This window comes from Vibrio sp. 10N.247.310.17 (genome assembly GCF_041466605.1).
Taxonomy (GTDB): domain Bacteria; phylum Pseudomonadota; class Gammaproteobacteria; order Enterobacterales; family Vibrionaceae; genus Vibrio; species Vibrio tasmaniensis_A.
In genome coordinates, this window is record NZ_JBFSTC010000010.1 from 42,729 (window position 1) to 66,916 (window position 24,188).

A 24,188-nucleotide genomic window follows, 5' to 3' on the forward strand; every position below is an offset into this window, starting at 1 on the left:
AAATAAGGGCAACAATGAGATTGAGGCCTGCAAATAATAGCGATATTGTGCAAATATAACAAAAAAATTTGAAAGAATATTATTTTTCGTCAAATTTTTGTGTTTTTAGTTGATGATTTCAACTTTTTTTTAATGGGAGACTCATATGAGCAATAGAGTTGGTTTAGCTAGTAGTTTAAAAGATGGCCAAAAGTACATGGATCTCTGGCCCGTCCGAAAAGAGTTAAACGCGATCTTCCCAGAACAGCGCATTATTAAAGCGACCCGTTTTGGCGTGAAAGTGATGCCTGCGATTGCTGCTATTAGTGTTCTTACACAAATGGTCTTTAATAATTACCAAGCGATGCCACAAGCTGTGGTCATGGCTTTGTTTGCAATCAGCTTACCGCTTCAAGGCATGTGGTGGTTAGGTAATCGCTCAAACACACAACTTCCACCTGCGCTAGTCTCGTGGTATCGCGAACTTCATGAGAAGATCACTGAAACGGGTTTTGCGTTAGAGCCAATGAAGTCGCGCCCTCGTTATAAAGAATTGGCGATCATTTTAAATCGCGCATTTCGTCAGCTAGATAAATCCTCAATGGAACGTTGGTTCTAATGAGTTTCAACTCTCCTCTTGTCTGAGAGCAACTATTCTTCATTGATGGTTTGTTCTCAGGTTTGACTTTAATATTTTCACTTCGTTTTTATTCATCTCGCTCCCCCTCATTCCTTTTTTCTCTTACTACTCATGTAGTTTCTTACTTTTCAAATTCTGCCTTTCACTATTTCACGCATTTTTCGAGCCTTGTTGTGTTTTTGTTAAATATAACTTCAAGTCATCAATGGTTACAGGTAATAATATCAATAGTGATGTTGTTCTCTTTGAGCGAGCAATAATGAGCAGAGCTTGATTCAGGGAGCGATAATGAGTTCTGTAAAAAAGGTATTGGCAGCGGTCGTAAGTTGTCTGTTGTTGCTATGGACAAGCAATGTCATGGCGAACGTTGCCAAAGTTTCGGTTTCACAAGTTGTTGACCATCCAGATCTGAATGCAACACGTCTAGGACTTCTTGAAGGATTGAGAGCAAAAGGTTACGAACCGGGTAAAAATTTAGAGTTTTCTTATGAAATGGCTGGTGGCAATCCCGTTCAGGCAGCAAAAATAGCCAGAGAGTTAGTTAGTGAGAACCCTCATGTATTAGTTGGCATCGCGACACCGACCTCTCAAGCGTTGGTTTCAGCGACTCGAACGATCCCGATTGTGTTCACCGCGGTGACAGACCCTATCGGAGCAAGACTTGTTAAACAATTGGAGCAGCCGGGACGAAATGTCACGGGCCTTTCTGACTTATCACCTATTTCCCAACATGTATCTCTTATTAAAGAGCTACTCCCCAATGCAGTTTCAGTCGGTGTGGTTTATAACCCAGCAGAGGCAAATGCTGTTGCTTTAGTAGGGCTGTTAAAGCAGTCTACACGAGACTTTGGCTTTACTTTGCATACTGCTAAAGCGTTGACTATCGATGATGTAGAAGAAAAAACAGCATCCGTGGCTAAAAAATCTGATGTTATCTACGCGCTAACCGATAACACGGTGGCAAGCGGTATTGAAGGACTTATAAATGCAGCAAACCAAGCTGGCACACCCGTGGTTGCAGGAGCAACGTCTTATGTTGGCAAGGGAGCAATAGCTGGGTTAGGTCTAGATTACTATGACGTTGGGGTGCAGACCGCTGATTATGTGGCCGCTATTTTGGACGGACAAAAACCAGGGAAGTTGAGTGTTAAAACGGCTCAAAGCTCTCAGTTGGTAGTTAACCTAGATGCCGCTCGTATGCTTGGTTTGACGCTACCTAAGTCTGTGGTTGATCGTGCGATAGTCAGTCGTTAATAGGTATTTACATCAAAAAAATCATGTTTGATAAGTCACTTTGTTAACAGGGACTTAAACCATCATAATGAACAACATTAGTCGACTCTCACCATTAGCTGCGATCTATTTTATTCATTTTTAAGTAGTTATTTACCCGATAGGTGCATCGTTAATACCAACTTACATTATTTTACATCGAGAGGGCTGTCGATTAATGTCATAATATTAATGGAACTAATGAAAATAACTGAGCGCTAAGAGCACATTCTATGAAAGTAAATAGGCACTTTAGCCTTACCTTTGTCTTCGGCTTTCCCGCTGTGATCGCGACCATGTTACTTGGGCTGATAGGAAAAAATTATTTTGATGCGGTTGAAAAAGACATCAGCAGTGAGTTTCAGCGTATTGAAGAAGTGTTTAAACGAACGACCAAAATTGTTACCGCTCTAGATTACAGCTTCTCTAATTACTACAAATCAGGAAACCCTCTTTTCCTTGATCACAATAAGCAAGTGGTTGATGGTCTTTGCCGAATTTGGCCCATTGACGTATTACTTCTTGCTGACGGAAAAACCGCAGATATCCCCTCTGTCGATATCGACTATATGTTGGTTGGTCAAGAACCCCTTTGTAATGAAACCAGTGATAGCTATAAAAGTGCGTCAGAAAAAATTGCTCTCGCGCCAATTCTTTCATTTTTGTCCCAGCTTGATGAATATCACAACGGCGTACACTTTATTGATACTCGTGGGTATGTGATCTCTTCGCCAGAAGACTTTGCTAAAGAGCTAGGGAAAGAACTACTTTCGACCATAAAAAGCCGCCCGTATTGGCAAAGAACCGCCAACAATCCAGAACAATTGACTTTAACGGGTCCTGCGTATCGATTTGACTCTCTTGACCGTATGATAAGCATGACGATTCCGGTGTTTCATAAGGGGATACATCAAGGAATGCTTTCTGTTGAGATTGACGCCAGTAAATTGCTTGCGAGTTCGAATGAGCACTTAGCCGGTAGAATCGATATTATTGATACCACCTTGGTTAATCCGGTTGATAGCGCTACTTTCTATCGCGCGATACAACTGGAAGGAGTCACCTCTCATCACGCGATGTACTACGAATTAGATTTTGCCAAAGAGGTAGAGCACTTTTTTGTCTACGAGAAAGACAGTCTGATTGTCGCTATCATCGTATATCTATTCTCTGTAACGCTCTTTTTCTTCGTTAACTCCAATATTGAACGTGGTTACTTCAAAGAGCTAGCAGCTAAAGATCCGATGACCGGGCTGCTAAATCGCAGAGGATTGGAAGCTTTTTGGCGCAGTGTGGAGCATGACCAGTTATTCGCCTTGACTGTATTTGACATTGATAATTTCAAGTTGATTAATGATACCTTTGGGCATGACAAAGGGGATGATGTTATTCGCTACATGTCCCGCCAGATAAGTAATAGCATTCGAAGTAGTGATGTAGCAGCAAGGTTTGGTGGTGAAGAGTTTGTCGTTTATCTTAAAGGTGATGATCGTGAAACGTTAATGAGGACATTAGAGCGTGTTAAAAATGCTGTCTGTGCAAACTCAGCTAACATTGTACCTAATGGTTTTACTGTCTCTGGTGGTGTTTGTATTACTGAAGCTGAGCATAATAACCTAAGCTTTGAAGAGATATTCAAACACGCGGATGAAAAGTTGTACGTGGCTAAGACGACAGGTAAAGACCGCATCGTATTTTAACCACGCTATTGAACTTCTATGTTAGAGAAGAAGGGGAACTAACTCACACAGTTTGGCGATGTTCCTCTTGATAACGCTGAAGGCGCTCCACAATAGGTGGCGCTTTCTTGAAAGTGCGAATTTCTTTAAATAGTTCGTTCGCTTCAGGGTAGCCTTTACTTAGATAAACAAACCACTGCTTCACTCTATTGGGGTAGTACATGCCTTTGTCCCCTTTTATTTGAAACTCTGAATAGCGTAGCAAAAGTTCGATGACTTTATTCCACGGCATTCTTGGGTGGTTGTGCTTAACGACGTTGCCAAGATTTGGAATGTTGAAAGCGCCACGACAGACCATCAATGAATCGACGCCAGTGGCTTCTATGCAATCTTGACCATCTTGATAGTTCCAGATTTCCCCATTAGCAATCAAAGGTAGAGACGTTTTTTCTCTTATTTGATTGATGTAATCCCATTTAATTTCGCTGGCTTTATAGCCGCCAACTTTGGTTCTTGCATGCACAGTGAGTTCGTCTGCCTTTGCTTGTTCGATAGCGTCGACAATTTCAAAGCACTCTTCCGGGTGCTCCCAACCCAATCGAATTTTTGCAGATACGGGAATGTGTGCTGGCACCGCATCTCGACAAGACTTCACCACTTGATAGATGAGTTCTGGTTCTTTTAGCAGTGACGCACCGCCATTACTTTTGTTTACCGCTTTTGCAGGGCAACCAAAATTAAGATCAATGCCTTTAGCGCCTAAACTAGCAGCTTGAAAAGCATTCTCGGCCATCCAATTTGGGTGTTGTCCTAGAAGCTGGAGATGGATTGGAACACCAGCCATGGTTTGAGAGCCTTGATGCAATTCAGGGCAAATACGGTGAAAAACATGCGGAGGAAGAAGTTGATCAACTACGCGCACAAATTCCGTCACACAGAGATCGTAATCATTGATCTCTGTGAGAATTTCACGCATTAGATGGTCTAAAACGCCCTCCATAGGGCCAAGTATTACTCGCATTTGCTTTACCGAAACTGAATGGATCGAAAATTAAGACGCGTGATTGTACGGGCAAGTTAAAAGCTTGTCACTATGAGCTAGGTGAATCTGACGTAACAGTTATTTCACCGGTTAGAGGGAAGTAGTTGAGCCTTGGTAAATCTTCGCCTAGCGAGTAACCATCAGTGTAGTAGTAATAGCAGCTTGGATCTGATGTATACCAAGCAACGATCGGTTCTTCTGAAGGGAATACTGAGCTACCGTGATCTCTAACGGTGAGGTCAGTATTCATGAGCGCCCGCCAAAGCCTTGCGCAGTCACTCCCTCTAATTGCAGTCCCCGAATTAATCGGTAGTTGATCAACAGCGATTGGAAAACCAGTCGATGAAGGATAAACGCTGCCTTCACCATAATCGACATCTTGATTAAAATCAGGCTCTCCATCAACAAGCCACTGTGAGTGGTAAAGGTTAACCGCAGTTCGAAAAGAAGAAAAAGCACCTTGAGCTATAGCTTCATGGCTATCGCGTTGGTAATTTAGAAAGCGAGGAGCTGCGGTAACGGCAAGTATGCCTAAAATAACGACGACAGAGACTAGCTCTATCAAAGTAAAACCATTTTGGTGTTGTTTCATAATGTATTCTATATATAACTAAATATTTCAATGACTCTTTTACACTTCAAACTTAAATTTTCAAAATGAAATAAGTTTAGTTTGCTGAATTGAACTAAAGATAATGTTTGCGTGGCTACTGGTAGGTGTAATTAATCATAGAGCTATACGAATAATTACTAATTGTTAGCCTTGTGGGTATAATGGAGACAACAGAATTGACCGACTAGTGAAGTAATATGAAGTATCAATTATTGAGTCTTCCTGACTCAATTAACGACGTAACAGCCCAGTTTGTAGAAGGTGCTATATTTGCATCTAACCTTGCAACTAAACCTCTTGATCCAGAGGCTTGGTTACCTATAGCTATTCCTGAAACTGGTCAGGACTTCGTTCCTCAAGTCACCGAGCAAATTAATCGCCAACATAACCTCATTCAGCGAAGTGAATATTTGCTTACAGAAGTGCTTGATGCAGATAATTTTGCTGAACAGCTAGCCGATTTTTCTGAAGGTTTTATGATGGTCTGGCCGACGATTGAAGAACAGTGGCAGGAAACGTCAATCGCAGATGGCACATTACGCATGCTACAAGCAATGTTAACAACATTCATGCTGGCGATTGATGAAGAACAGACAATCGAGCAAATGAAAGCAGCTGGATTAGAAACCCCGCCAACTTTGAATGATCTCGTCGGGCAAGTCGATTTGATGGTGACAGAAGTTGCGCTAGCAGCGGATGAAGCGATGCTCGGAAATAAATCTCAAAGTGTGAATCCGTTTAAGGGCATCGGCCGAAATGATGTTTGCCCGTGTGAAAGTGGTAAAAAGTTTAAACAGTGCTGTGGTAAAAAATCTTAATTGCATTGTTAATAGATAATAAAAAGTCGACGTAATGTCGACTTTTTCGTTTCTTAACATGATGTGCTAATTGTTAGTCATTCTTCGATTTAACGAATTGAGAAATCACTACAAAACCGAAAGCAACCAAGTTACCCGCGAAGATAATCACTAGCCATTGAGGCATTGAAAGTTCTAAGAACTGCCATACAACCTTGCTGCAGTCGCCGTAGGCCTCAAACATCCACGGAGCCCATTGGTTTAGAGGTGCCCAGCTAGGGAAGGTCACGAACAGGTCACAGGTAGCGAAAGGAGATGGGTTAAACTGGTAGTCAACGTGCTCTAAAGCAAGCATCAACCCTTTATACGCACCTAACCCCCAACCAAGTAGACCTAGCCAACGTGAAATCGGATTATGCGGGGCAATAGCACCAATCATTGCTGCGATGCCGATAGCGAGCATAGCAACGCGCTCGTAGATACACATTACGCAAGGGCCAAGCATCATCACGTGCTGAAAGAAAAGAGCACATGCTTCAAAAAAGACAATAAAAGCCAGCAGTAAAAGCCAAGATAAACGTCCCTTAGAGAAGTCTTTGAGCATTGCAAAAAAGTTCACGAATTTAATCCTGTCAATAAAATAAAAAAGCCCTGATTACTCAGAGCTTTTTATCTTGGATAAGTTTCCTAATCAACTAATATTTTTGATTAGTTAGATGCACCTATTGTGTTTAGCGATAGAAGTCCGGGTTAGTGGCCACCGGAGATAACTGGAGCTACCACTTCACCCGTACGGTGAATGATCCAACCTGCATCATAGAACCATGCTGTCATCGGTTCTACGAAGAACACAATACCGGCAAGGCCAACAAGTGCTAATACGAGAGTATATGGCAAAGCCATGATGACCATGCGGCCGTAAGACAGTCGAATTAACGGAGCAAGTGCTGACGTTAATAGGAATAGGAATGCAGCTTGGCCGTTTGGCGTAGCAACAGAAGGTAGGTTGGTACCTGTGTTGATAGCAACAGCAAGCAGATCAAATTGGTCGCGAGTGATGACGCCTTCAACCAGAGCTGTTTTAACTTCGTTGATGTAAACCGTACCGACGAATACGTTGTCAGAAACCATCGACAAGATACCGTTGGCTACGTAGAAGAGTGCGAGCTGTGCGCCTTTATCTTCAACGTGAAGTACAGCATCGATTACTGGCTTAAATAGAGCCTGGTCGATGATTACAGCAACAACCGCAAAAAAGACGGCAAGAAGTGCGGTAAATGGCAGTGCTTCTTCAAAAGCTTTACCCATCGAGTGCTCTTCAATTACACCTGTAAACGCTGTAGCTAAGATGATCACTGAAAGGCCAATCAAACCGACTTCAGCGACGTGAAGCGCAAGGCCAACAATAAGCCAAACTGCGATTGCACTCTGAACCCATAGTTTAGCTACATCTTGTTTTGTACGGTTTGCGCGTTCTTTGTTGTCAAATTCAACTAAGATTTGGCGAACGTTATTTGGCAGCTCTGCACCGTAGCCAAACACTTTGAATTTCTCGACAAGTGCACAAGTTAAAATACCACAGAAGAAAACAGGCAGTGTAACTGGCAGCATGCGGATAATAAATTCACCGAACTCCCAACCCGCTTGCTTAGCAATTACTAAGTTTTGTGGTTCACCTACCATGGTCATTACACCACCCAGAGCAGTACCAACACCGGCGTGCATAAGTAGTGAACGTAAGAATGCGCGGTAGTTTTCAAGGTCATCACGTGTTAGCTCAGAGATCTCTTCATCATGAGTATGATCGTGCGCAGACGTTGTGCCCTTACCTGATGCAACCTTGTGGTAGATAGAGTAGAAGCCCACTGCAACGCTAATGACTACGGCGATTACTGTCAGCGCATCTAGGAAGGCAGACAAGAATGCTGCGGCGACACAGAAAGCGACAGAGAGTAGAATTTTGGATTGGATACCGAGCAGGATCTTCGTAAAAATGAACAGAAGTAGTTCTTTCATGAAGTAGATGCCAGCAACCATGAATACGAGTAAGAGTAATACTGGTAGGTTTGCTTGTAGCTCATGATAAACCATTTCTGGTTTAGTCATGCCAATGGCGACGGCTTGAATTGCCAATAAGCCACCGGGTTGGAGAGGGTAGCACTTTAGAGCCATAGCTAGAGTGAAAATAAACTCAACCACTAATAGCCACCCCGCAACAAATGGGTCAACTAGGAAAAAAACAAACGGGTTGATGATTAAAAAGGAAATGATGGCAAGTTTATACCAATCAGGAGCTTTACCAAGGAAGTTTTTGATAAAAGCGTTTCCGAGAGACATCGGCATGTTAATACTCTTTTATGTTGATTATGAATAGACAAGCAATACAACATTTTGAGAATCGAGCTGTAGATTTAGTTAAAACCTATAACTAACAGTGACTTAGAAAAACTACATTCCATGTAATGTTCTGTGGTCTTGCCAAGTCACTCCCTTAGAAACTCAAGCACTGCTTATTTTTGAGCGCAACTCTACTCTTAGATAACATTTAGTCAACAGGAAAACCCCTGTAGCACTAAAAATACCTCTTTTTTGTTGAGAAACGCGATCAAAGTAGCGCAAGCATACCACTTAAAATGTGATAAAAACCGACTAGAATCAATATTTCAGCGAAATGATTAAAATTTACAGAATAACGACGGCTTATATATGATTATTACAACTTAATATTGCAAATTAATAGATTTAAAAATATGACCAATCTCATTGATTTTAAAAAGAATTTGTTGTGTTAATGGTTTGTTTAAATGATGGTTTGTAGTCGCTTGCTATCCAAACCTTGAGTGCAAACGTGTGCTGAACTTTAGAGTTTTAACTCTACTTGGGTTTTGAGTGAGTAAAATTTTTTGGGGGTATTTCCGCAGGGTGTTAACTAGTGGTATGATGAGTAAATTAGAACAAAATAATTAAATTGGATTGAAGTGTAGATGGTCATTAAGGCAAAGAGCCCGGCAGGATTTGCAGAAAAGTATATCATTGAAAGTATTTGGAATGGCCGTTTCGCTCCAGGTTCTATCTTGCCCGCAGAGCGTGAGCTTTCTGAGCTGATTGGTGTTACACGTACTACGCTTCGTGAAGTACTTCAGCGTCTTGCTCGTGATGGTTGGTTGACAATCCAACACGGTAAGCCAACTAAAGTTAATCAGTTTATGGAAACGTCAGGTCTTCATATCCTTGATACATTAATGACGTTGGACGTTGATAACGCAAGTAAAATGGTAGAAGACCTGCTTGCTGCTCGTACTAACATCAGCCCTATCTTTATGCGTTATGCATTCAAAGCAAATAAAGAGGCTTCAGAGCGTACGATTACTAACGTAATTGAATCTTGTGAATCTTTACTTGCGGCACCTACTTGGGATGAATTCTTAGAATCGTCGCCATATGCTGACAAGATCAAACAATCGGTGAAAGAAGACGTAGAAAAAGATGAAGCGAAGCGTCAAACGATCTTAATTGCTAAAACTTTTAACTTCTACGATTACATGCTTTTCCAACGTTTAGCATTCCATTCAGGTAACCAAATTTATGGCCTGATCTTCAATGGTGTTCGTAAGTTGTACGACCGTGTTGGCAGCTACTACTTCTCTAACCCAGAAGCTCGTCGTTTAGCCATGGAGTTCTACAAAAACTTGTTTGTTATTTGTGAAAGCGGTGAGCGTGAGAATTTACCACTTGTGATTCGTAACTACGGTATCGCAAGCGCACAGATTTGGAACGAGATGAAGACAACGTTACCGACAAACTTTACTGAAGACGACAGCTAAGTCTTTTCATAAAAGTATTGTTCGGTTGTTTTACTTATTGAGTAAACGACGTAAAGAAACGAAAAAGCGGCGAGATAATCAAATTATCTCGCCGCTTTTTATTTATTGATAGTTGGTGAAAACGTATCAATAGGCAGTAACTTACCCTGCAAACTCTTCTGAGTCTGGACGGTTAGTAAATTGCACGCCATTTAGAAAATCGCAAAGTAGTTGGTCTTCACATACTTTGTAGTTCTTGTTCTCTGGCTTACGGAAGTAGGCACCAATCTCGTACTTACTTAGGCTGATGCCTACCACTTCTAATATATCTAATACATCTTCTGCTTTCATGTTCAACGCAATACGCAGCTTCATGAAAATCATGTTGTTAGTCAGAGCAACTTCAGGTTTAGGTTGAACACCTTCTTTTTTGCCACGCTTAATATTGATAAAACCATTTAGGAATACCGCTAACTCTTTATCTTTCATCTTAGAGCATGACTTGTCGTTGTCGTCTTTTAGCCAATTAATCACTTGGTCATGAGCAACGGTCACATCAGCTTGCTCGATAGCTTTAATGATCTGTGCATTTTTAAGGTTTAGCGCGTGTTGAATACGACGCAAGATTTCGTTGTTAGTCACTGGGGATTCCTAAAAAGGGTTTGAAGAGTAAAAGGTGTTGGTTAGCCCGTTATTGTCGGCAAACAAATTTCTACTCTACATAGCATAGTTGACGGCGACTCTAACAGAGAACGCTTATTTTCGGTAGATATAAAAAATCCCCAATGCTTATCAACTCATTCAAGTTAAAAGTGCATTAGGGATTTCGCTATGAGTGCTTGTTATCTGACTGAAGCCAGAGCTACATTACACGCATGCCAGGTTGAGCACCTTCGTGTGGTTCAAGGATCCACAAGTCACTGCCACCAGGACCAGCAGCTAGGATCATGCCTTCAGACATACCAAACTTCATCTTACGAGGTTTAAGGTTTGCTACCATGACAGTTAGCTTGCCTTCTAGCTCTTCAGGTTTGTACGCTGACTTGATACCAGAGAATACTTGGCGAGTTTCACCACCGATGTCCAGTTGGAACTTCAGTAGCTTGTTCGCTTTTGGTACTTCTTCACATGAGATAATACGAGCAATACGCATATCGACTGCTGCAAAGGCATCGAATTCAATCTCGTCTGCGATTGGCTCTTTGTCTAGCTCAGTTTGGCTTGCTTGCTCTTTTTCAGCTTCTGCTTTTTCTTTCGCAGCTGCTTCTGCGGCTGCATCTTCTTTGGAAGACTCGATCATTGCTTCCACTTTCTTCGGATCAATACGGCTAAACAGCGCTTTGAACTTAGTGATTTCGTGATCAGTTAGCGGTGTAGCAATCGCTTCCCACGTTAGTTCTTCGTTTAGGAAAGCCTCAGTGCGAGCCGCAAGCTCTGGCATAACGGGTTTCAGGTAAGCCATTAGCACGCGGAATAGGTTAATACCGACAGAAGAAACTTCTTGAAGCTCTTTCTCTTTACCTTCTTCTTTTGCAAGAACCCAAGGTGCTTTTTCGTCGATGTACTGGTTAGCTTTATCAGCTAGTGCAGTAATTTCACGGATAGCGCGGCTGAACTCACGAGTTTCGTATAGCTGACCGATACGCTCTGCAGCAGCAACGAATTCGTTGTAAAGTTCTGGTTCTGCAAATTCAGCAGAAAGCTTGCCTTCGAAACGCTTAGTGATGAAGCCTGCGTTACGAGACGCTAGGTTAACAATCTTGTTTACTACATCCGCGTTTACACGTTGAGTGAAGTCTTCAAGGTTAAGGTCAAGGTCATCGATACGGCTGTTTAGTTTCGCAGCGTAGTAGTAGCGTAGACACTCAGGGTCTAGGTGATTTAAGTACGTACTTGCTTTAATGAATGTGCCTTTCGACTTAGACATTTTCGCACCGTTCACCGTTACGTAGCCGTGTACGAATACGTTGTTTGGCTTACGGAAACCAGCGCCTTCTAGCATTGCAGGCCAGAATAGGCTGTGGAAGTAAACGATGTCTTTACCGATGAAGTGGTAAAGCTCAGTTGTGCTGTCTTTCTTCCAGTACTCGTCAAAGTTGAGATCGTCGCGCTTGTCACATAGGTTCTTGAAAGAAGCCATGTAGCCAACAGGAGCGTCTAGCCAAACGTAGAAAAATTTGTTTTTCTCGCCTGGGATTTCGAAACCGAAGTAAGGTGCATCACGTGAGATATCCCACTGTTGCAGGCCAGACTCGAACCATTCCTGCATTTTGTTTGCAGTTTCATTCTGTAGAGAGCCAGAACGAGTCCACTCTTTTAGCATGCTTTCGAACTGAGGCAGATCGAAGAAGAAGTGCTCAGAATCTTTCATTACTGGAGTTGCGCCAGAAACCGCTGATTTAGGGCTAATTAGCTCAGTTGGGCTGTATGTCTCACCACAGTTATCACAGTTATCACCATACTGGTCTTCTGACTTACACTTAGGGCAAGTACCTTTTACGAAGCGGTCTGGTAGGAACATCTCTTTCTCAGGATCGAAAAGCTGAGAAATAGTACGGCTAGAAATGAAGCCGTTCTTTTTAAGTTCGAGATAGATGTGAGAAGCCAGTTCACGGTTCTCTTCGCTATGTGTGCTGTGGTAGTTATCAAAGCTGATATCAAAGCCAGCGAAGTCTTTTTGGTGCTCTTCACTAACAGCAGCGATCATCTCTTCTGGCGTGATACCCATCTGTTGAGCTTTAAGCATAATTGGCGTGCCGTGAGCATCGTCAGCACAGATGAAGTTTACAGTGTTGCCACGTAGACGCTGGTATCGAACCCAGATATCAGCTTGGATATGCTCAAGCATATGACCAAGGTGAATAGAGCCGTTAGCGTACGGAAGCGCACAAGTTACCAAAAGTTGTCTTGGATCAGTTGCCATACTTAATAATTCGCTTTTTTGATAGGTATAAATTTTGAGAGGTAATACTACTTTATAACGTGTGATACGCCAAGGTATCAGACAAAGGATTCCCCTAGTTTTTTAGGGGTTCAGTCTTCATCTCGTGGGTGATAGCATAAATAAAAAAAGGAGCCCCAATGCGTAACTTTACTTCTAAGCAAGATTTCTGTTCATGGTTGAATGAGTTCGAGTCACCAATCCTCATCCCAGAGTGGGCGCTACACCAAAATATTGTATCGGTTGATCCGCGTGGGTCATTTGTTATTACCTTGCCTTTTGCTGCCAATCAGCTCGCGGTTGAACTGGAACAGTGGATCCACTCCCAGATTGAACAGCAACTTGTTAGCGCTTTTCAGTTTGAAGTAAAAGTGAAGCCGTCTGCGCTAGAAACAACAGTCGCGACACCTTTGAAGGGCGTTAAGAACATTATCGCCGTGACGTCGGCAAAGGGTGGGGTGGGTAAATCGACAACTTCGGTAAACCTTGCGCTTGCGTTATCTAAGTCAGGTTCAAAAGTGGGCTTGTTGGATGCGGATATCTATGGTCCATCTGTGCCGATGATGCTCGGTCAGCTAGACGCAAAACCAGAAGTGCAGAACAACAAATGGATGATGCCAATCGAGGCGCACGGCATTTTTACGCATTCTATCGGTTACCTTGTATCAAAAGATGATGCAGCTATCTGGCGTGGTCCAATGGCGGCTAAGGCGTTAGGTCAGCTCGTGAATGAAACCGTATGGCCAGAATTGGATTACCTTGTTATCGACATGCCACCGGGTACGGGTGATATTCAGCTAACGCTTTCGCAGCAGATCCCAGTGACGGGCGCGGTTGTGGTGACCACCCCTCAAGATTTGGCATTAGCCGATGCGCGTAAAGGTGTGGCGATGTTTGATAAAGTGAGCGTGCCAGTGGCAGGCTTAGTGGAAAACATGAGCTACCATATCTGTAGCCACTGTGGCGAGAAAGAGCATATCTTTGGCGCTGGTGGCGCGGAAGCCATGTCAGAAGAGTTTTACCTCGATATCTTAGCGCAAATTCCGCTGCACATTGATGTACGGGAAGATATTGATGCAGGTTGCCCAACCGTTATACGTCGTCCAGACAGTGAACACACGCGTCATTACTTAGAGCTTGCTGAGAACGTGGCTGCGAAGATGTTCTGGACTGGTAAGGCGAGACCAGAGGCGATTAACTTCTCGATGGTTGAATAGCAATGGCTGATCACAAAGGTGTGTAAATCACGTTTGGGTGAGATAAACAACGGTTGGATTAGGTGGATAGCCATAGGGGTTGTGCATATAGTTGTATTTAAGTTATTTGAAAGCAAACGATTGTTTTAAGTAAATGTATTGAGATCATCAATTTGACTGCAATTAGCTAACATCGCGACTAGAATCTATATGCTTTAGCCCCTATAATCAGGCGGTTTATCTATTCCCACCACCAAACCATATCGGGTGCAAATTAATGTCTGATAATAATCAATGTGTCATCGTAGGTATCGCTGGCGCTTCAGCTTCAGGAAAAAGCCTGATCGCGAGTACAATTTATAATGAGCTGCGCGAAAAAGTAGGCGACCATCAAATTGGTGTTATCACGGAAGATTGCTATTACAGCGACCAAAGTCACTTGAGTATGGAAGAGCGAGTTAAAACTAACTACGACCACCCAAATGCACTAGATCATGACCTTTTATGCGAACATCTACAGCAGCTAATGAGTGGCAATGCCGTAGAAGTTCCTGAATACAGCTACACAGAGCACACACGCACTTCTGAAACGACTACACTTACTCCTAAGAAAGTGATCATTTTAGAAGGTATTCTGCTTCTGACAGACCCGCGTCTTCGTAAACTAATGCACGCAAGCGTATTTATGGATACACCGTTGGACATCTGTCTACTACGTCGTGTTAAGCGTGATGTAGAAGAGCGTGGTCGAACAATGGATACGGTACTTAAACAATACCAAGAAACAGTACGCCCAATGTTCATGCAGTTTATCGAGCCTTCAAAACAACATGCAGACATCATCGTTCCTCGTGGTGGTAAAAACCGTATTGCGATTGATGTGCTAAAAGCGCATATTGCGAAGTTGTTGAAGTCTTAATCGAACAAAATTTTGCCTAAGTGACTCACTTAGCTTTATTTTTTACCGAATCAGTGGCACTTTTATAGTGCCACTTTCTTTTGGAATCTAAGCAAGGAATATGCGGATGAAGAAACTACTCATTTTCATAGCTGTACCAGTGTTTGTTGTCGTTGCAGCAATTCTGGCACTAGTGCTGTTAGTGAATCCCAACCAATTTAAGCCATTAATTGTCGAACAAGCCCAAAAACACACAGGCCTAGAGCTCGTGATCGAGGGTGATATCAGTTGGCAATTCTTCCCATCTATTGGCTTCGAACTTGGTCAAACTGAATTACGTAACCCTGAAGGGTTCACTCAACCAAACCTGTTTAAGGTTGATACGGTTGGCGTTGATGTTTCGGTTACTCCGCTATTTAGCAATCAACTAGAGATCGGCAATATCACTCTAGATGGTGCAGAATTTTATTTAGAAACGCTTAAAGATGGTCGCAAGAACATCGATGCGCTCACACAAGTGTCTGCTCCTAAGGAGTCTGAACCTGCAGCGGATACAAGTTCTGAAGCAACACCGGCGCCTCAAGAGCAAACTTCTACAGACACATCTGGCTGGACGATCAATCTTGCAGGTGTAACAGTCTCAAACGCATTGTTTGAGATGGACGACAAGCAAGCAGGTTCATTCACTAAGCTATACGATGTGTCTTTGAGTCTTTCTGAGTTTGCCGTTGATACATGGACGACCGCGACATTTGCGGCTTCTGGTGAAAACAACCAACAGAAGTTCTCTGCAAATGGCAGTGCTGAATTCAAATTAGCGGAAGGCTTTGCAAGCTACGCATTACGAAATATTGACCTTAATGCGAAGTTCAATGATCCACCAACGTCGATCGAGTCAGCGAAGATTGGCTTAAATACGTTTGAGTTCGATAAGGTTAACCAACTGACTTATGCGGTGATTGGTAATGCTGCTGGTCTTGACCTTGATCTTAAAGGTGGCGGTGACTTAACTGTCGATAGCGCGATCTCAAAAGTTACACTGAACAAGTTAACATTAGACTCAACATTCAAAGGTGAAACGCTTCCTCAATCACCAATGAAAGTGGATATGCTGTCTGACTTAAGCTTTGATCTAACGAAGAGTCACTTGAGCTTTGTGCTAGAGAAGCTGCAAGCTAACGCTATCGCACTAGACGGTAAAGCGGACATCACTTTATCTGAAATACCAAAGGTTCGTTTTTCTCTTCATAGCCCGAACATCGATTTAGATGAGTTCTTAGGCCTAGGTAATACAGAAGAAACAGCGAGCGCTGCGCCTTCTGATTCTGCTGGTGGCTCAACTTCAAATACTACAGCTTCTTCGACGTCAAGTTCAGATAACTCGGCTCCTGCGAAAGAAGTAGAACCTGATCTGTCAGCTCTGAAAACGCTCGATGTGAAAGGTAATATCACAATCGATAAGTTCAAGGCGAACAACGCAAAAATGCAGAACGTGAAAACGGCGTTCTCAGTTAACCGTGGTATCGCAGATCTGACATCGTTTACCTCGAATCTTTACCAAGGCTCTATCTCGGCAACAGCACGATTAGATGCACGCAAGACGCCTGCGACTTACACGGCTAAGAAAAAGATTAAAGGCGTAAAAGTACAACCGTTACTGGTTGACGTAGCGAACAACGATACGCTGGAAGGTACCGGTAATATCGATGTTAACGTTAAAGGTAAGAGCTTGACGCCAACAGGAATCAAGAAGAACTTGGTAGGTACTATTGCGATTAACTTTGAAGATGGTGCGGTTAATGGCATCAACATCGCGCAACTGATTAGAGAAAACTACGCTAAGATCAAAGGCGAAAAAGTCGAAAGCAAAGATGAGTCTCAAAAGACAGATTTTAGTGCAATGAAAGCAACACTCAAGGTTGATAAAGGTTGGGTTTCAACGAACGACTTATCGGCACAGTCGCCTCTTTTACGCGTGACAGGTCAAGGTAAAGCAAACTTCATCAATGAAACGGTCGACTTCCTGGTTCGCACGTCAATTGTTGGTTCGCTTGAAGGCCAGGGTGGTAAGAGCATTGATGATCTCAAAGATGTGACGATTCCAATTAAGGTAACCGGCCAGTGGGCTGACCCGAAATTTGGGCTTGTTTTTGATGATGTGTTGAAACAGAAAGCTGAAAAAGAGATTGATCGCGGTATTAAGAAACTTGAAGAAAAATACGGTGACAAGATCAAAGATGAGAAAACTAGAGATGCAGTCAATGGTTTACTCAAAGGCTTGTTTAACTAATCGCCATTTTAAATAAATAGCATATAAATAGCGCCATTCCTTATTACGAGGAATGGCGCTTTTGTTTGGCTGCCGATAATACCCAAGAGAGATTCCCTATGAAGCTCGCCCCTCGCATTAGGGAATGACGATAGGTATTAGTGCCTTGTTCAAGGGCGTGACAGTCTAGTGGTCGTCATCCTCGAGAGGGAAGAATGACCGAGTCGGGGATCTCTGGTTGAATGCAATTACCAGTCAACGCCTTGCAGAGCTTTAACACCAGATTCAAAAGCGTGTTTAACGTTACGAACTTCAGACACGGTATCGGCCATGTCCGTTAAAGTTCGATGCGCTCCACGGCCTGTGATGATCACTGATTGCATTTTAGGGCGGTTATTCAGAGCTTCTACCACTTCATCCAATTCAATGTAGCCATAGCTCACCATGTACGTCAGCTCATCAAACAGAATTACATCAATCGACTCATCAGCTAGCATGCGTTGGCACTCTTTCCATACGCGCTGTGCGGCTTCAATATCTTTTGCCTTACTTTGAGTTTCCCAAGTAAAGCCTGTACCCATCACTTGGAACTCTACATCGAGTTTTTGAAGAACGTTCTTTTCACCGTTATCCCAAGTTCCCTTTACAAACTGAGCAACGGCACATTTCTTACCGTGACCGACTGCACGTGTAATCGTACCGAAACCTGATGTCGATTTCCCTTTACCGTTGCCAGTAATAACCAATAACAGTCCTTTCACTTCTTGCGCTGCTGCAACACGTGCATCGACTTGCTCTTTTACTTTCTGTTGTCTTGCTTTATGGCGTTGTTCTTTGTTGTCTTCGGTCGACATAACAAATCCTTTTAAGTTGTGATTACGCCTATCATAGCCTAACTTAACGATAGCAAAAACCATCGGAAGAACAGGTGATTACGGATGAAAAAGATACTCGTGGTTTGTATGGGGAATATTTGTCGTTCGCCAACAGGTGAAGCGGTGCTGAGAAAGAAAGCTCAGCAGATGGATATTAATGTAACGGTCGACTCCGCTGGGACAATTGGCTTTCATCAAGGCAACGCGCCAGACTCACGTTCAAAATCAGCAGGAGAGAAGCGAGGCTACAGCTTTAAAGGGATTACTTCTCGTAAAGTGGTAGATAATGACTTCGAAGAGTTTGACCTGATACTTGCGGCAGACAAGGCGAATTTAGATGACTTAGTGAGCCAGTGTCCAGTTCACCTCCAATACAAGCTCGCGTTATTTTTGAGTTTTGGAGAGTCACAATATCAAGAAATTCCCGATCCTTATTATGGTGAGGGGAATGGCTTTGAATTAGTGTTGGATTTAATCGAAGAGTCGAGCGAAGCGATACTGCGTTCAATATAGTGTAGAGGCTGTGTTCTTGGTGGGCGATAAAGTATCAAGGTTCATCGATATAAAAAAGGCCGACATTGAATGTCGGCCTTTCTAAATCTAGCTTTAAGCTATGACTAAGCTTACTTAGACATTACTTTGTAGATTGGGTCTTCTGCAACGTTCGCTTCAACTAAGCTACCGGCTTTGTGCAGCATAGCAACACAGTCTTGGCTTAGGTGGCGAAGGTGAAGTGTTTTACCTAGTGCCGCGTAACGGTCAGCAATCGTGTCGATCGCTTCAATAGCAGAGTGGTCAGTAACGCGTGAGTTTGCGAAATCAACGATAACATCTTGTGGATCGTTGTATGAGTCAAACAACTCAAGGAAGTTAGCGGTTGAACCAAAGAAGATTGGACCGTTAACTTTGTACTCTTTAGAGCCTTCAGCGTTAACCGATGTGTCTGCGTAGATGTGCTTAGCATGTTGCCATGCAAACATTAGTGCAGAAGCAACAACACCCACACCAACTGCTACCGCAAGGTCTGTTAGTACTGTAACTACAGTTACAAGGACGATAACGAAGAAGTCTTGCTTAGGAACGCGACGTGCCAACTTGAAGGTTGCCCATTCAAACGTACCGATAACAACCATGAACATAACGCCCACAAGTGCTGCTAGAGGAATCATTTCAATCAGTGCAGAGCCGAACAGGATGAACATCAGTAGTGCAACTGCCGCTACGATACCTGAAAGACGACCACGACCACCTGAGTTTACGTTGATCATCGATTGACCGATCATCGCACAACCACCCATCGCGCCAAATACTGAACACGTCACGTTCGCCATACCTTGACCAACACATTCGCGGTTAGATTGGCCACGAGTGTTTGTCATTTCGTCTAGTACGGTTAGCGTTAGTAGTGATTCGATTAGACCAATCGCTGCAAGAATCACTGCGTAAGGCAGGATGATGTATAGCGTTTCTAGGCTAAACGGTACTGCTGGAATAGAGAATGTTGGTAGAGAGCCCGCTAGTGTTGCTGCTTCGTCACCAGACATAGTACGTAGGAAATCAACAACAGTGCGAGTTTCAAGATCAAGGCCTACAACCAAAGCTGTTACTGTAACAATAGCTACCAATGAAGAAGGTACTGCTGTAGTGAGCTTAGGTAGGAAGTGGATGATACCCATAGTGAGTGCGACTAGACCTAGCATTAGTGTCATTTGACCGCTTGGTAACCAAGTTAGCGCACCTGTTACGTCTGGTGCTTTAAATTGTCCAAGCTGCGCTAAGAAGATAACGATCGCTAAACCGTTCACGAAACCAATCATTACTGGGTGCGGAACGATACGGATGAATTTACCTAGCTTAAATACACCCGCTGCAATTTGCAGAAGGCCGGCTAGCATAACTGCCGCAAATAGGTATTGAACGCCATGGGTTGCTACTAGGCTAACCATTACAACAGCCATTGCGCCAGTTGCACCAGAAATCATACCTGGACGACCGCCGAAGACAGAAGTGATTAAACCTACGATGAATGCTGCGTAAAGACCAACCATTGGGTCAACGCCTGCAACAAAGGCGAATGCTACGGCTTCAGGTACTAGAGCTAAGGCTACGGTAAGACCTGAAAGCACATCATTTTTTACAGAGTGCTTTGAAAATTGTGGGAATTCGAACATGTTTGCTCAGCTATGCTTAAAATGGGTTTACCGACACGAGTGTATTGCGTAGCCAAACAGTGATGAAAAAGAGCGGCAATAGCTAAGTGTCGAAAATATAAGTGCGCGAATGCTACCCAAAAATGTGATTAAGTTCAAGGTTGAACCCTATTTTGAGCAATATATCTATTATAACTAATCGGAACTGTGGATATAAAAAAAGGGCGACTTATGAATAAGTCGCCCTTAGATAGTTCTCTGCAGATTACTCTGCGAAGCTCATTAGTATTGAGGTTTAGTCATGCCTGCGCCGGCTTTATTTGACGCTGCTTGGCTACCTGCACCTTTCGATACAAAACGCTCAGTACGGAATGGAGCCGCAACAACTTGAATCTCTTTGATCTCTTGAGGACCAGGAGCTTTAGTCATTGGTGAACCTGCTTGTTTTTTAGCAACAGCTGCCTTTGGTGCCGCTTTAGGAGCTTCTGCTTTTACCACAGGAGCTTCTTCTACTTTTACACTTTCAGCTTTAGGTGCTTCAGCTTCAACAACTGGTGTTGCTTCTACTTGCACAGCTTCTACTTGCACAGCTTCTGCTACAACAGGCGATTCAACTTTCGCAGTTTCAGCAATCACTGGAGTTTCAACTTTCTCAGTTTCAACTACCGCAGGAACTTCAGTTACCTGAGTTTCAACGACAGTTTCAGCTTCTTCACGGCGGATAATGACTTTACCCATCGCAAGTTCAGGACATGCAAAGCCGCCAGCCATAGCTGTGTTACTTTGTGGTGCCGTCTCTTGAGCTACGTTTTGCTCTTGTACAGCAACTTGAGTTTCAACTGCTACTTGAACTTCAGCCACTTCAGGTTTTGCCTGATTATGGTGAGGTTTTGGAATGAAGCGAGGCATCACTTTACCCATAGCCATCTCTGGAGAAGCTACACCACCTTTACGTAGGCGGAATGGGTTAGGACGACGATCACGACCGCGACGACGACGTTGACCACTTGCACGTAGGTGACGTGGAGAACGACGGTTGCGACGTTGCTTTGGCTCTTCCTGTTCTGTTTGTTCATCAGCGTTTGCTTGAGTTGCTTCTACTTGTTCCGCAACTTTTTGCTCTTGAGCTACTGATTGTTCTTTCGCAATAGACTGTTCTTTAGCAACAGCAGACTCATTTGACGAGTTTTCTGAAGCTTCAGCTTGTTGGTCTTTAATACGAACTTGTTTGTTCAGTTTACGACGCTGACGACGCTCTTTAATCTTAGCTGCTTTCGCTTCTGGCTTAGCCTTAGGCGCTTCTAGTTTATCAGCTTGAGCTTCTGCCGCTAGCTGTAGACCTTCTTCTGCTAATTTAGATGGTGCTAGCTCTTCGCGTTGCTTCTGCTCATCACGTGACTTATTGCGACGGTCTTGCTTAGGCTTACGAGGCTGGCGATTTTGCTGTGGAGCAGTTTCTTTCTGCTCTTCAGGTTTCTCATCACGAACTGGTTTACGACGGCGTTTGTTGTCACGGTTTTCGTTACGATTGTCACCACGCTCACCACGTTGTTCACCACGGTCACCACGTTGGTTACGACGACGGTTATCGTTACGATCACGGCGTTGACGGTTGCCGTTGTTGCGATTGTTCTTAGGTTTCTCTTCTTGCTTCTCTTCTTCTTTTTTCTCTTCTTGAGTTGAAGAGCCAAATAAGAAGCTACCGATAGCTTTGAAGAAACGACCAACTAAACCTGGTTCTTGAGTCGCTGCTGATTCAGCTTTTTTCTCTTCTACAGCTTTAGGAGCTGGAGCAGGAGTCGGTGCTGATTGAGCAGGAGCTGCGAAGCCTTTAAGAGCTGGCTCTTCGATCTTCTTAGGACGAATAGTCTGTTCTGCAGGCTCTTTGCTTTCTGCTTCTTTTAGAGCTTCTAGCTTGGTAGGCAGCAAGTAAGACAGTAGGTCGAACTCTTCACCTTCACGAACACGGATAACCTCAAAGTGCGGTGTTTCCATGTCAGAGTTAGGAACTACAGTGATCTTAACTTCTTGGTTCTTCTCGATGTGGTTTACTGAGCGACGTTTTTCGTTCAATAGGTAAGAAGCGATAGGAACAGGGACTACAGCAAGAACTTGCGCAGTGTTGTCTTTTAGAGCTTCTTCTTCGATCAGACGTAGAACAGATAGTGCTAGAGATTCGTTATCACGAACAACACCAGTACCTGTACAACGAGGACAAATGTGGTGGCTTGCTTCTGCTAGTGATGGACTCAAACGTTGACGAGACATCTCTAGAAGACCAAAGCGAGAAATACGACCAATCTGAACACGTGCGCGATCTAAACGAACGGCATCACGTAGACGGCTTTCTACTTCGCGTTGGTGGCGAACCGGAGTCATATCGATAAAGTCGATAACAACAAGACCACCTAGGTCACGTAGACGTAATTGACGTGCAATTTCATCGGCTGCTTCTAGGTTAGTGTTAAGTGCTGTTTCTTCGATATCGCCGCCCTTTGTTGCACGAGCAGAGTTGATATCGATAGAAGTCAGAGCTTCTGTTGGGTCGATTACGATAGAACCACCAGATGGAAGACGAACTTCACGTTGGAAAGCAGATTCGATCTGGCTTTCAATCTGGTAATGGCTGAATAGTGGTACTTCACCATCGTATTTCTTAACGCGATTCATGAAATCTGGGCGTATTAATTGAATGTGCGCTTGTGCACGTTCAAAAATAGTATTGCTGTCGATTAGAATCTCGCCAATATCACGACGTAGATAGTCACGAATCGCACGAACGATAACGTTACTTTCTTGGTGAATAAGGAAAGGAGCTGCATTTGAATCAGAAGCTTGCTTGATAGCGCCCCAGTGATTCAATAGAACGTTCAAGTCCCACTCAAGCTCTTCTGCACTTTTGCCTACACCCGCTGTACGCACGATTAAGCCCATACCTTGAGGAAGCTCAAGAGTGCTTAATGCTGCTTTCAGTTGAGTGCGTTCATCACCTTCGATACGACGAGAAATACCGCCAGCGCGAGGGTTATTTGGCATAAGAACTAAGTAACTACCCGCCAAAGAGATGAAAGTTGTCAGTGCAGCGCCTTTGCTACCACGTTCTTCTTTCTCAACTTGTACGATTACTTCTTGTCCTTCTCTTAGCACTTCTTTAATGCTAGGACGGCCTTGGTATGTATAACCTTCAGGGAAGTATTCGCGGGCAATTTCTTTAAGAGGGAGGAAACCGTGACGTTCTGCGCCGTAATCAACAAATGCCGCTTCTAGGCTTGGTTCAATACGGGTAATACGTCCTTTGTAGATATTCGCTTTCTTTGATTCGTGACCTGGACTTTCGATATCTAGATCGAACAGTCGCTGGCCATCAACCAAAGCGACACGCAACTCTTCTTTTTGAGTTGCGTTAATTAACATTCTTTTCATTTAGAAATTCTCATTGTCTTTTCTTATTTTCATCATTGGTCTTATCGCTTTAGTTCGTTTCTCATGGTGCCAGATCCCATGGCTTTATCGGTGCAGCCTCCCGGCTGGAGAGGGATGCTCTGGGGCACGTCAGTCATCATAGGGAGTTAGCCTATGATCCGCGATGTGGCGGTGAATACTCAACATGAGTGTACGTGAGTAGAGCGATAAGGAACTCAGTTGACCGTGTCTTACGCCGATTGCAGCACTGTCTAATCTGAGTCATCTACTCATTTACTTGCTTATGAATGGTTAGCTGTTTAAATATTAGTCAATCCATTGATAGCAGCTGTGAACTATAGCAGTGGTCGGTAAACACAGCAATCTGCTTTGTCGTAATGCGGTAAAAAAAACAGTTTTTGTTTGGGTTTTGATAGCTCTAACTCACTGTCTATAAATAATTTATCAATTGATATTTTAATTTGCAGGAAGCTTGGTGCTTTTTTGTTCGAAGAATCAAAGAAATATAGAACTTCAATGACCTTTTAGGGATAGAGTCGCCGGGATTTTAGATAAATAAGTTCAGAATAGGGTTAAGAAAATCTCAATTATCAAAAGTGACAGTGATACAA

18 protein-coding genes are annotated in these 24,188 nt (G+C 43.3%); 9 read left to right on the forward strand and 9 right to left on the reverse strand.

The window, feature by feature from the left end:
• The first annotated feature begins 145 nt into the window (after positions 1-145).
• From yfbV to AB6D80_RS05275, 3 genes are all read left to right on the forward strand, one after another.
• Positions 146-598 (forward strand): terminus macrodomain insulation protein YfbV, encoded by a 453-nt coding sequence (gene yfbV, locus AB6D80_RS05265; RefSeq protein WP_017099049.1) that lies wholly within the window; start codon positions 146-148, stop codon positions 596-598.
• Between the two features lie 309 nt (positions 599-907).
• Positions 908-1,873 (forward strand): ABC transporter substrate binding protein, encoded by a 966-nt coding sequence (locus AB6D80_RS05270; RefSeq protein WP_017099048.1) that lies wholly within the window; start codon positions 908-910, stop codon positions 1,871-1,873.
• A 251-nt stretch (positions 1,874-2,124) separates the two neighbouring features.
• On the forward strand, positions 2,125-3,591 hold the full coding sequence (locus AB6D80_RS05275) for a sensor domain-containing diguanylate cyclase (protein WP_017102829.1): 1,467 nt from the start codon (positions 2,125-2,127) through the stop codon (positions 3,589-3,591).
• Between the two features lie 43 nt (positions 3,592-3,634).
• On the opposite strand, the gene dusC is transcribed toward AB6D80_RS05275, so the two are convergent.
• Together dusC and AB6D80_RS05285 are read right to left on the reverse strand one after the other, a co-directional pair.
• The gene (gene dusC / locus AB6D80_RS05280; protein ID WP_372187922.1) at positions 3,635-4,591 is read right to left on the reverse strand and encodes a tRNA dihydrouridine(16) synthase DusC; all 957 of its coding nucleotides are present in this window, start codon (positions 4,589-4,591) and stop codon (positions 3,635-3,637) included.
• Positions 4,592-4,661: 70 nt separating this feature from the next.
• Entirely contained in the window at positions 4,662-5,204 is a 543-nt protein-coding gene (locus tag AB6D80_RS05285; RefSeq protein ID WP_009848626.1) for a prepilin-type N-terminal cleavage/methylation domain-containing protein, read from the reverse strand.
• Between the two features lie 218 nt (positions 5,205-5,422).
• Here AB6D80_RS05285 and AB6D80_RS05290 point away from each other — a divergent pair, with 218 nt between their 5' ends.
• On the forward strand, positions 5,423-6,043 hold the full coding sequence (locus AB6D80_RS05290; RefSeq protein WP_012603553.1) for an SEC-C metal-binding domain-containing protein: 621 nt from the start codon (positions 5,423-5,425) through the stop codon (positions 6,041-6,043).
• 73 nt (positions 6,044-6,116) lie between these two features.
• Here AB6D80_RS05290 and dsbB read toward each other — a convergent pair whose 3' ends face one another.
• Both dsbB and nhaB read right to left on the reverse strand, forming a co-directional pair.
• Entirely contained in the window at positions 6,117-6,641 is a 525-nt protein-coding gene (gene dsbB / locus AB6D80_RS05295; RefSeq protein ID WP_009848624.1) for a disulfide bond formation protein DsbB, read from the reverse strand.
• Between the two features lie 131 nt (positions 6,642-6,772).
• Positions 6,773-8,365 (reverse strand): Na(+)/H(+) antiporter NhaB, encoded by a 1,593-nt coding sequence (nhaB, locus tag AB6D80_RS05300; protein ID WP_009848623.1) that lies wholly within the window; start codon positions 8,363-8,365, stop codon positions 6,773-6,775.
• A 641-nt stretch (positions 8,366-9,006) separates the two neighbouring features.
• On the opposite strand from nhaB, the gene fadR reads away from it, so the two are divergent.
• On the forward strand, positions 9,007-9,846 hold the full coding sequence (gene fadR / locus AB6D80_RS05305; protein WP_009848622.1) for a fatty acid metabolism transcriptional regulator FadR: 840 nt from the start codon (positions 9,007-9,009) through the stop codon (positions 9,844-9,846).
• A gap of 141 nt (positions 9,847-9,987) precedes the next feature.
• Here the strand turns inward: fadR and AB6D80_RS05310 are convergent, their stop codons facing one another.
• Together AB6D80_RS05310 and metG are read right to left on the reverse strand one after the other, a co-directional pair.
• Positions 9,988-10,467 carry a DUF1456 family protein gene (locus AB6D80_RS05310; RefSeq protein ID WP_017099045.1) on the reverse strand — a complete coding sequence of 160 codons (480 nt, stop codon included), beginning with the start codon at positions 10,465-10,467 and terminating at the stop codon, positions 9,988-9,990.
• Between the two features lie 220 nt (positions 10,468-10,687).
• Complete coding sequence (gene metG / locus AB6D80_RS05315; RefSeq protein ID WP_017102828.1) at positions 10,688-12,748, reverse strand: methionine--tRNA ligase; 2,061 nt, start codon at positions 12,746-12,748, stop codon at positions 10,688-10,690.
• A gap of 158 nt (positions 12,749-12,906) precedes the next feature.
• On the opposite strand from metG, the gene apbC reads away from it, so the two are divergent.
• The 3 genes from apbC to AB6D80_RS05330 all read left to right on the forward strand — a co-directional run bounded on the left by apbC (position 12,907) and on the right by AB6D80_RS05330 (position 17,150).
• On the forward strand, positions 12,907-13,983 hold the full coding sequence (gene apbC, locus AB6D80_RS05320) for an iron-sulfur cluster carrier protein ApbC (protein WP_009848619.1): 1,077 nt from the start codon (positions 12,907-12,909) through the stop codon (positions 13,981-13,983).
• A gap of 256 nt (positions 13,984-14,239) precedes the next feature.
• A complete protein-coding gene (udk, locus tag AB6D80_RS05325; protein WP_004734002.1) occupies positions 14,240-14,881 on the forward strand; it encodes a uridine kinase in 642 nt (213 codons plus the stop codon).
• A 106-nt stretch (positions 14,882-14,987) separates the two neighbouring features.
• Entirely contained in the window at positions 14,988-17,150 is a 2,163-nt protein-coding gene (locus AB6D80_RS05330) for an AsmA family protein (RefSeq protein WP_017102827.1), read from the forward strand.
• Positions 17,151-17,377: 227 nt separating this feature from the next.
• Here AB6D80_RS05330 and cobO read toward each other — a convergent pair whose 3' ends face one another.
• Complete coding sequence (cobO, locus tag AB6D80_RS05335; protein WP_029222898.1) at positions 17,378-17,983, reverse strand: cob(I)yrinic acid a,c-diamide adenosyltransferase; 606 nt, start codon at positions 17,981-17,983, stop codon at positions 17,378-17,380.
• Between the two features lie 84 nt (positions 17,984-18,067).
• On the opposite strand from cobO, the gene AB6D80_RS05340 reads away from it, so the two are divergent.
• Positions 18,068-18,517, forward strand: coding sequence for a low molecular weight protein-tyrosine-phosphatase (locus AB6D80_RS05340; protein WP_017099041.1), 450 nt, complete (start codon positions 18,068-18,070; stop codon positions 18,515-18,517).
• Positions 18,518-18,627: 110 nt separating this feature from the next.
• On the opposite strand, the gene AB6D80_RS05345 is transcribed toward AB6D80_RS05340, so the two are convergent.
• Both AB6D80_RS05345 and rne read right to left on the reverse strand, forming a co-directional pair.
• The gene (locus AB6D80_RS05345; protein ID WP_017102825.1) at positions 18,628-20,175 is read right to left on the reverse strand and encodes a SulP family inorganic anion transporter; all 1,548 of its coding nucleotides are present in this window, start codon (positions 20,173-20,175) and stop codon (positions 18,628-18,630) included.
• Between the two features lie 261 nt (positions 20,176-20,436).
• Positions 20,437-23,577, reverse strand: coding sequence for a ribonuclease E (gene rne, locus AB6D80_RS05350; RefSeq protein ID WP_372187924.1), 3,141 nt, complete (start codon positions 23,575-23,577; stop codon positions 20,437-20,439).
• Positions 23,578-24,188: the final 611 nt, after the last annotated feature.

What these genes read in the sequence shown, in the direction of transcription:
- apbC (WP_009848619.1), top strand. Translation starts at nt 12,907, where the DNA reads ATGCGTAACTTTACTTCTAAGCAAGATTTCTGTTCATGGTTGAATGAG.
- udk (WP_004734002.1), top strand. Translation starts at nt 14,240, where the DNA reads ATGTCTGATAATAATCAATGTGTCATCGTAGGTATCGCTGGCGCTTCA.
- AB6D80_RS05290 (WP_012603553.1), top strand. Translation starts at nt 5,423, where the DNA reads ATGAAGTATCAATTATTGAGTCTTCCTGACTCAATTAACGACGTAACA.
- rne (WP_372187924.1), bottom strand. Translation starts at nt 23,577, where the DNA reads ATGAAAAGAATGTTAATTAACGCAACTCAAAAAGAAGAGTTGCGTGTC.
- cobO (WP_029222898.1), bottom strand. Translation starts at nt 17,983, where the DNA reads ATGTCGACCGAAGACAACAAAGAACAACGCCATAAAGCAAGACAACAG.
- metG (WP_017102828.1), bottom strand. Translation starts at nt 12,748, where the DNA reads ATGGCAACTGATCCAAGACAACTTTTGGTAACTTGTGCGCTTCCGTAC.
- AB6D80_RS05340 (WP_017099041.1), top strand. Translation starts at nt 18,068, where the DNA reads ATGAAAAAGATACTCGTGGTTTGTATGGGGAATATTTGTCGTTCGCCA.
- AB6D80_RS05330 (WP_017102827.1), top strand. Translation starts at nt 14,988, where the DNA reads ATGAAGAAACTACTCATTTTCATAGCTGTACCAGTGTTTGTTGTCGTT.
- AB6D80_RS05275 (WP_017102829.1), top strand. Translation starts at nt 2,125, where the DNA reads ATGAAAGTAAATAGGCACTTTAGCCTTACCTTTGTCTTCGGCTTTCCC.
- nhaB (WP_009848623.1), bottom strand. Translation starts at nt 8,365, where the DNA reads ATGCCGATGTCTCTCGGAAACGCTTTTATCAAAAACTTCCTTGGTAAA.
- dusC (WP_372187922.1), bottom strand. Translation starts at nt 4,591, where the DNA reads ATGCGAGTAATACTTGGCCCTATGGAGGGCGTTTTAGACCATCTAATG.
- yfbV (WP_017099049.1), top strand. Translation starts at nt 146, where the DNA reads ATGAGCAATAGAGTTGGTTTAGCTAGTAGTTTAAAAGATGGCCAAAAG.
- AB6D80_RS05270 (WP_017099048.1), top strand. Translation starts at nt 908, where the DNA reads ATGAGTTCTGTAAAAAAGGTATTGGCAGCGGTCGTAAGTTGTCTGTTG.
- AB6D80_RS05345 (WP_017102825.1), bottom strand. Translation starts at nt 20,175, where the DNA reads ATGTTCGAATTCCCACAATTTTCAAAGCACTCTGTAAAAAATGATGTG.
- AB6D80_RS05285 (WP_009848626.1), bottom strand. Translation starts at nt 5,204, where the DNA reads ATGAAACAACACCAAAATGGTTTTACTTTGATAGAGCTAGTCTCTGTC.
- fadR (WP_009848622.1), top strand. Translation starts at nt 9,007, where the DNA reads ATGGTCATTAAGGCAAAGAGCCCGGCAGGATTTGCAGAAAAGTATATC.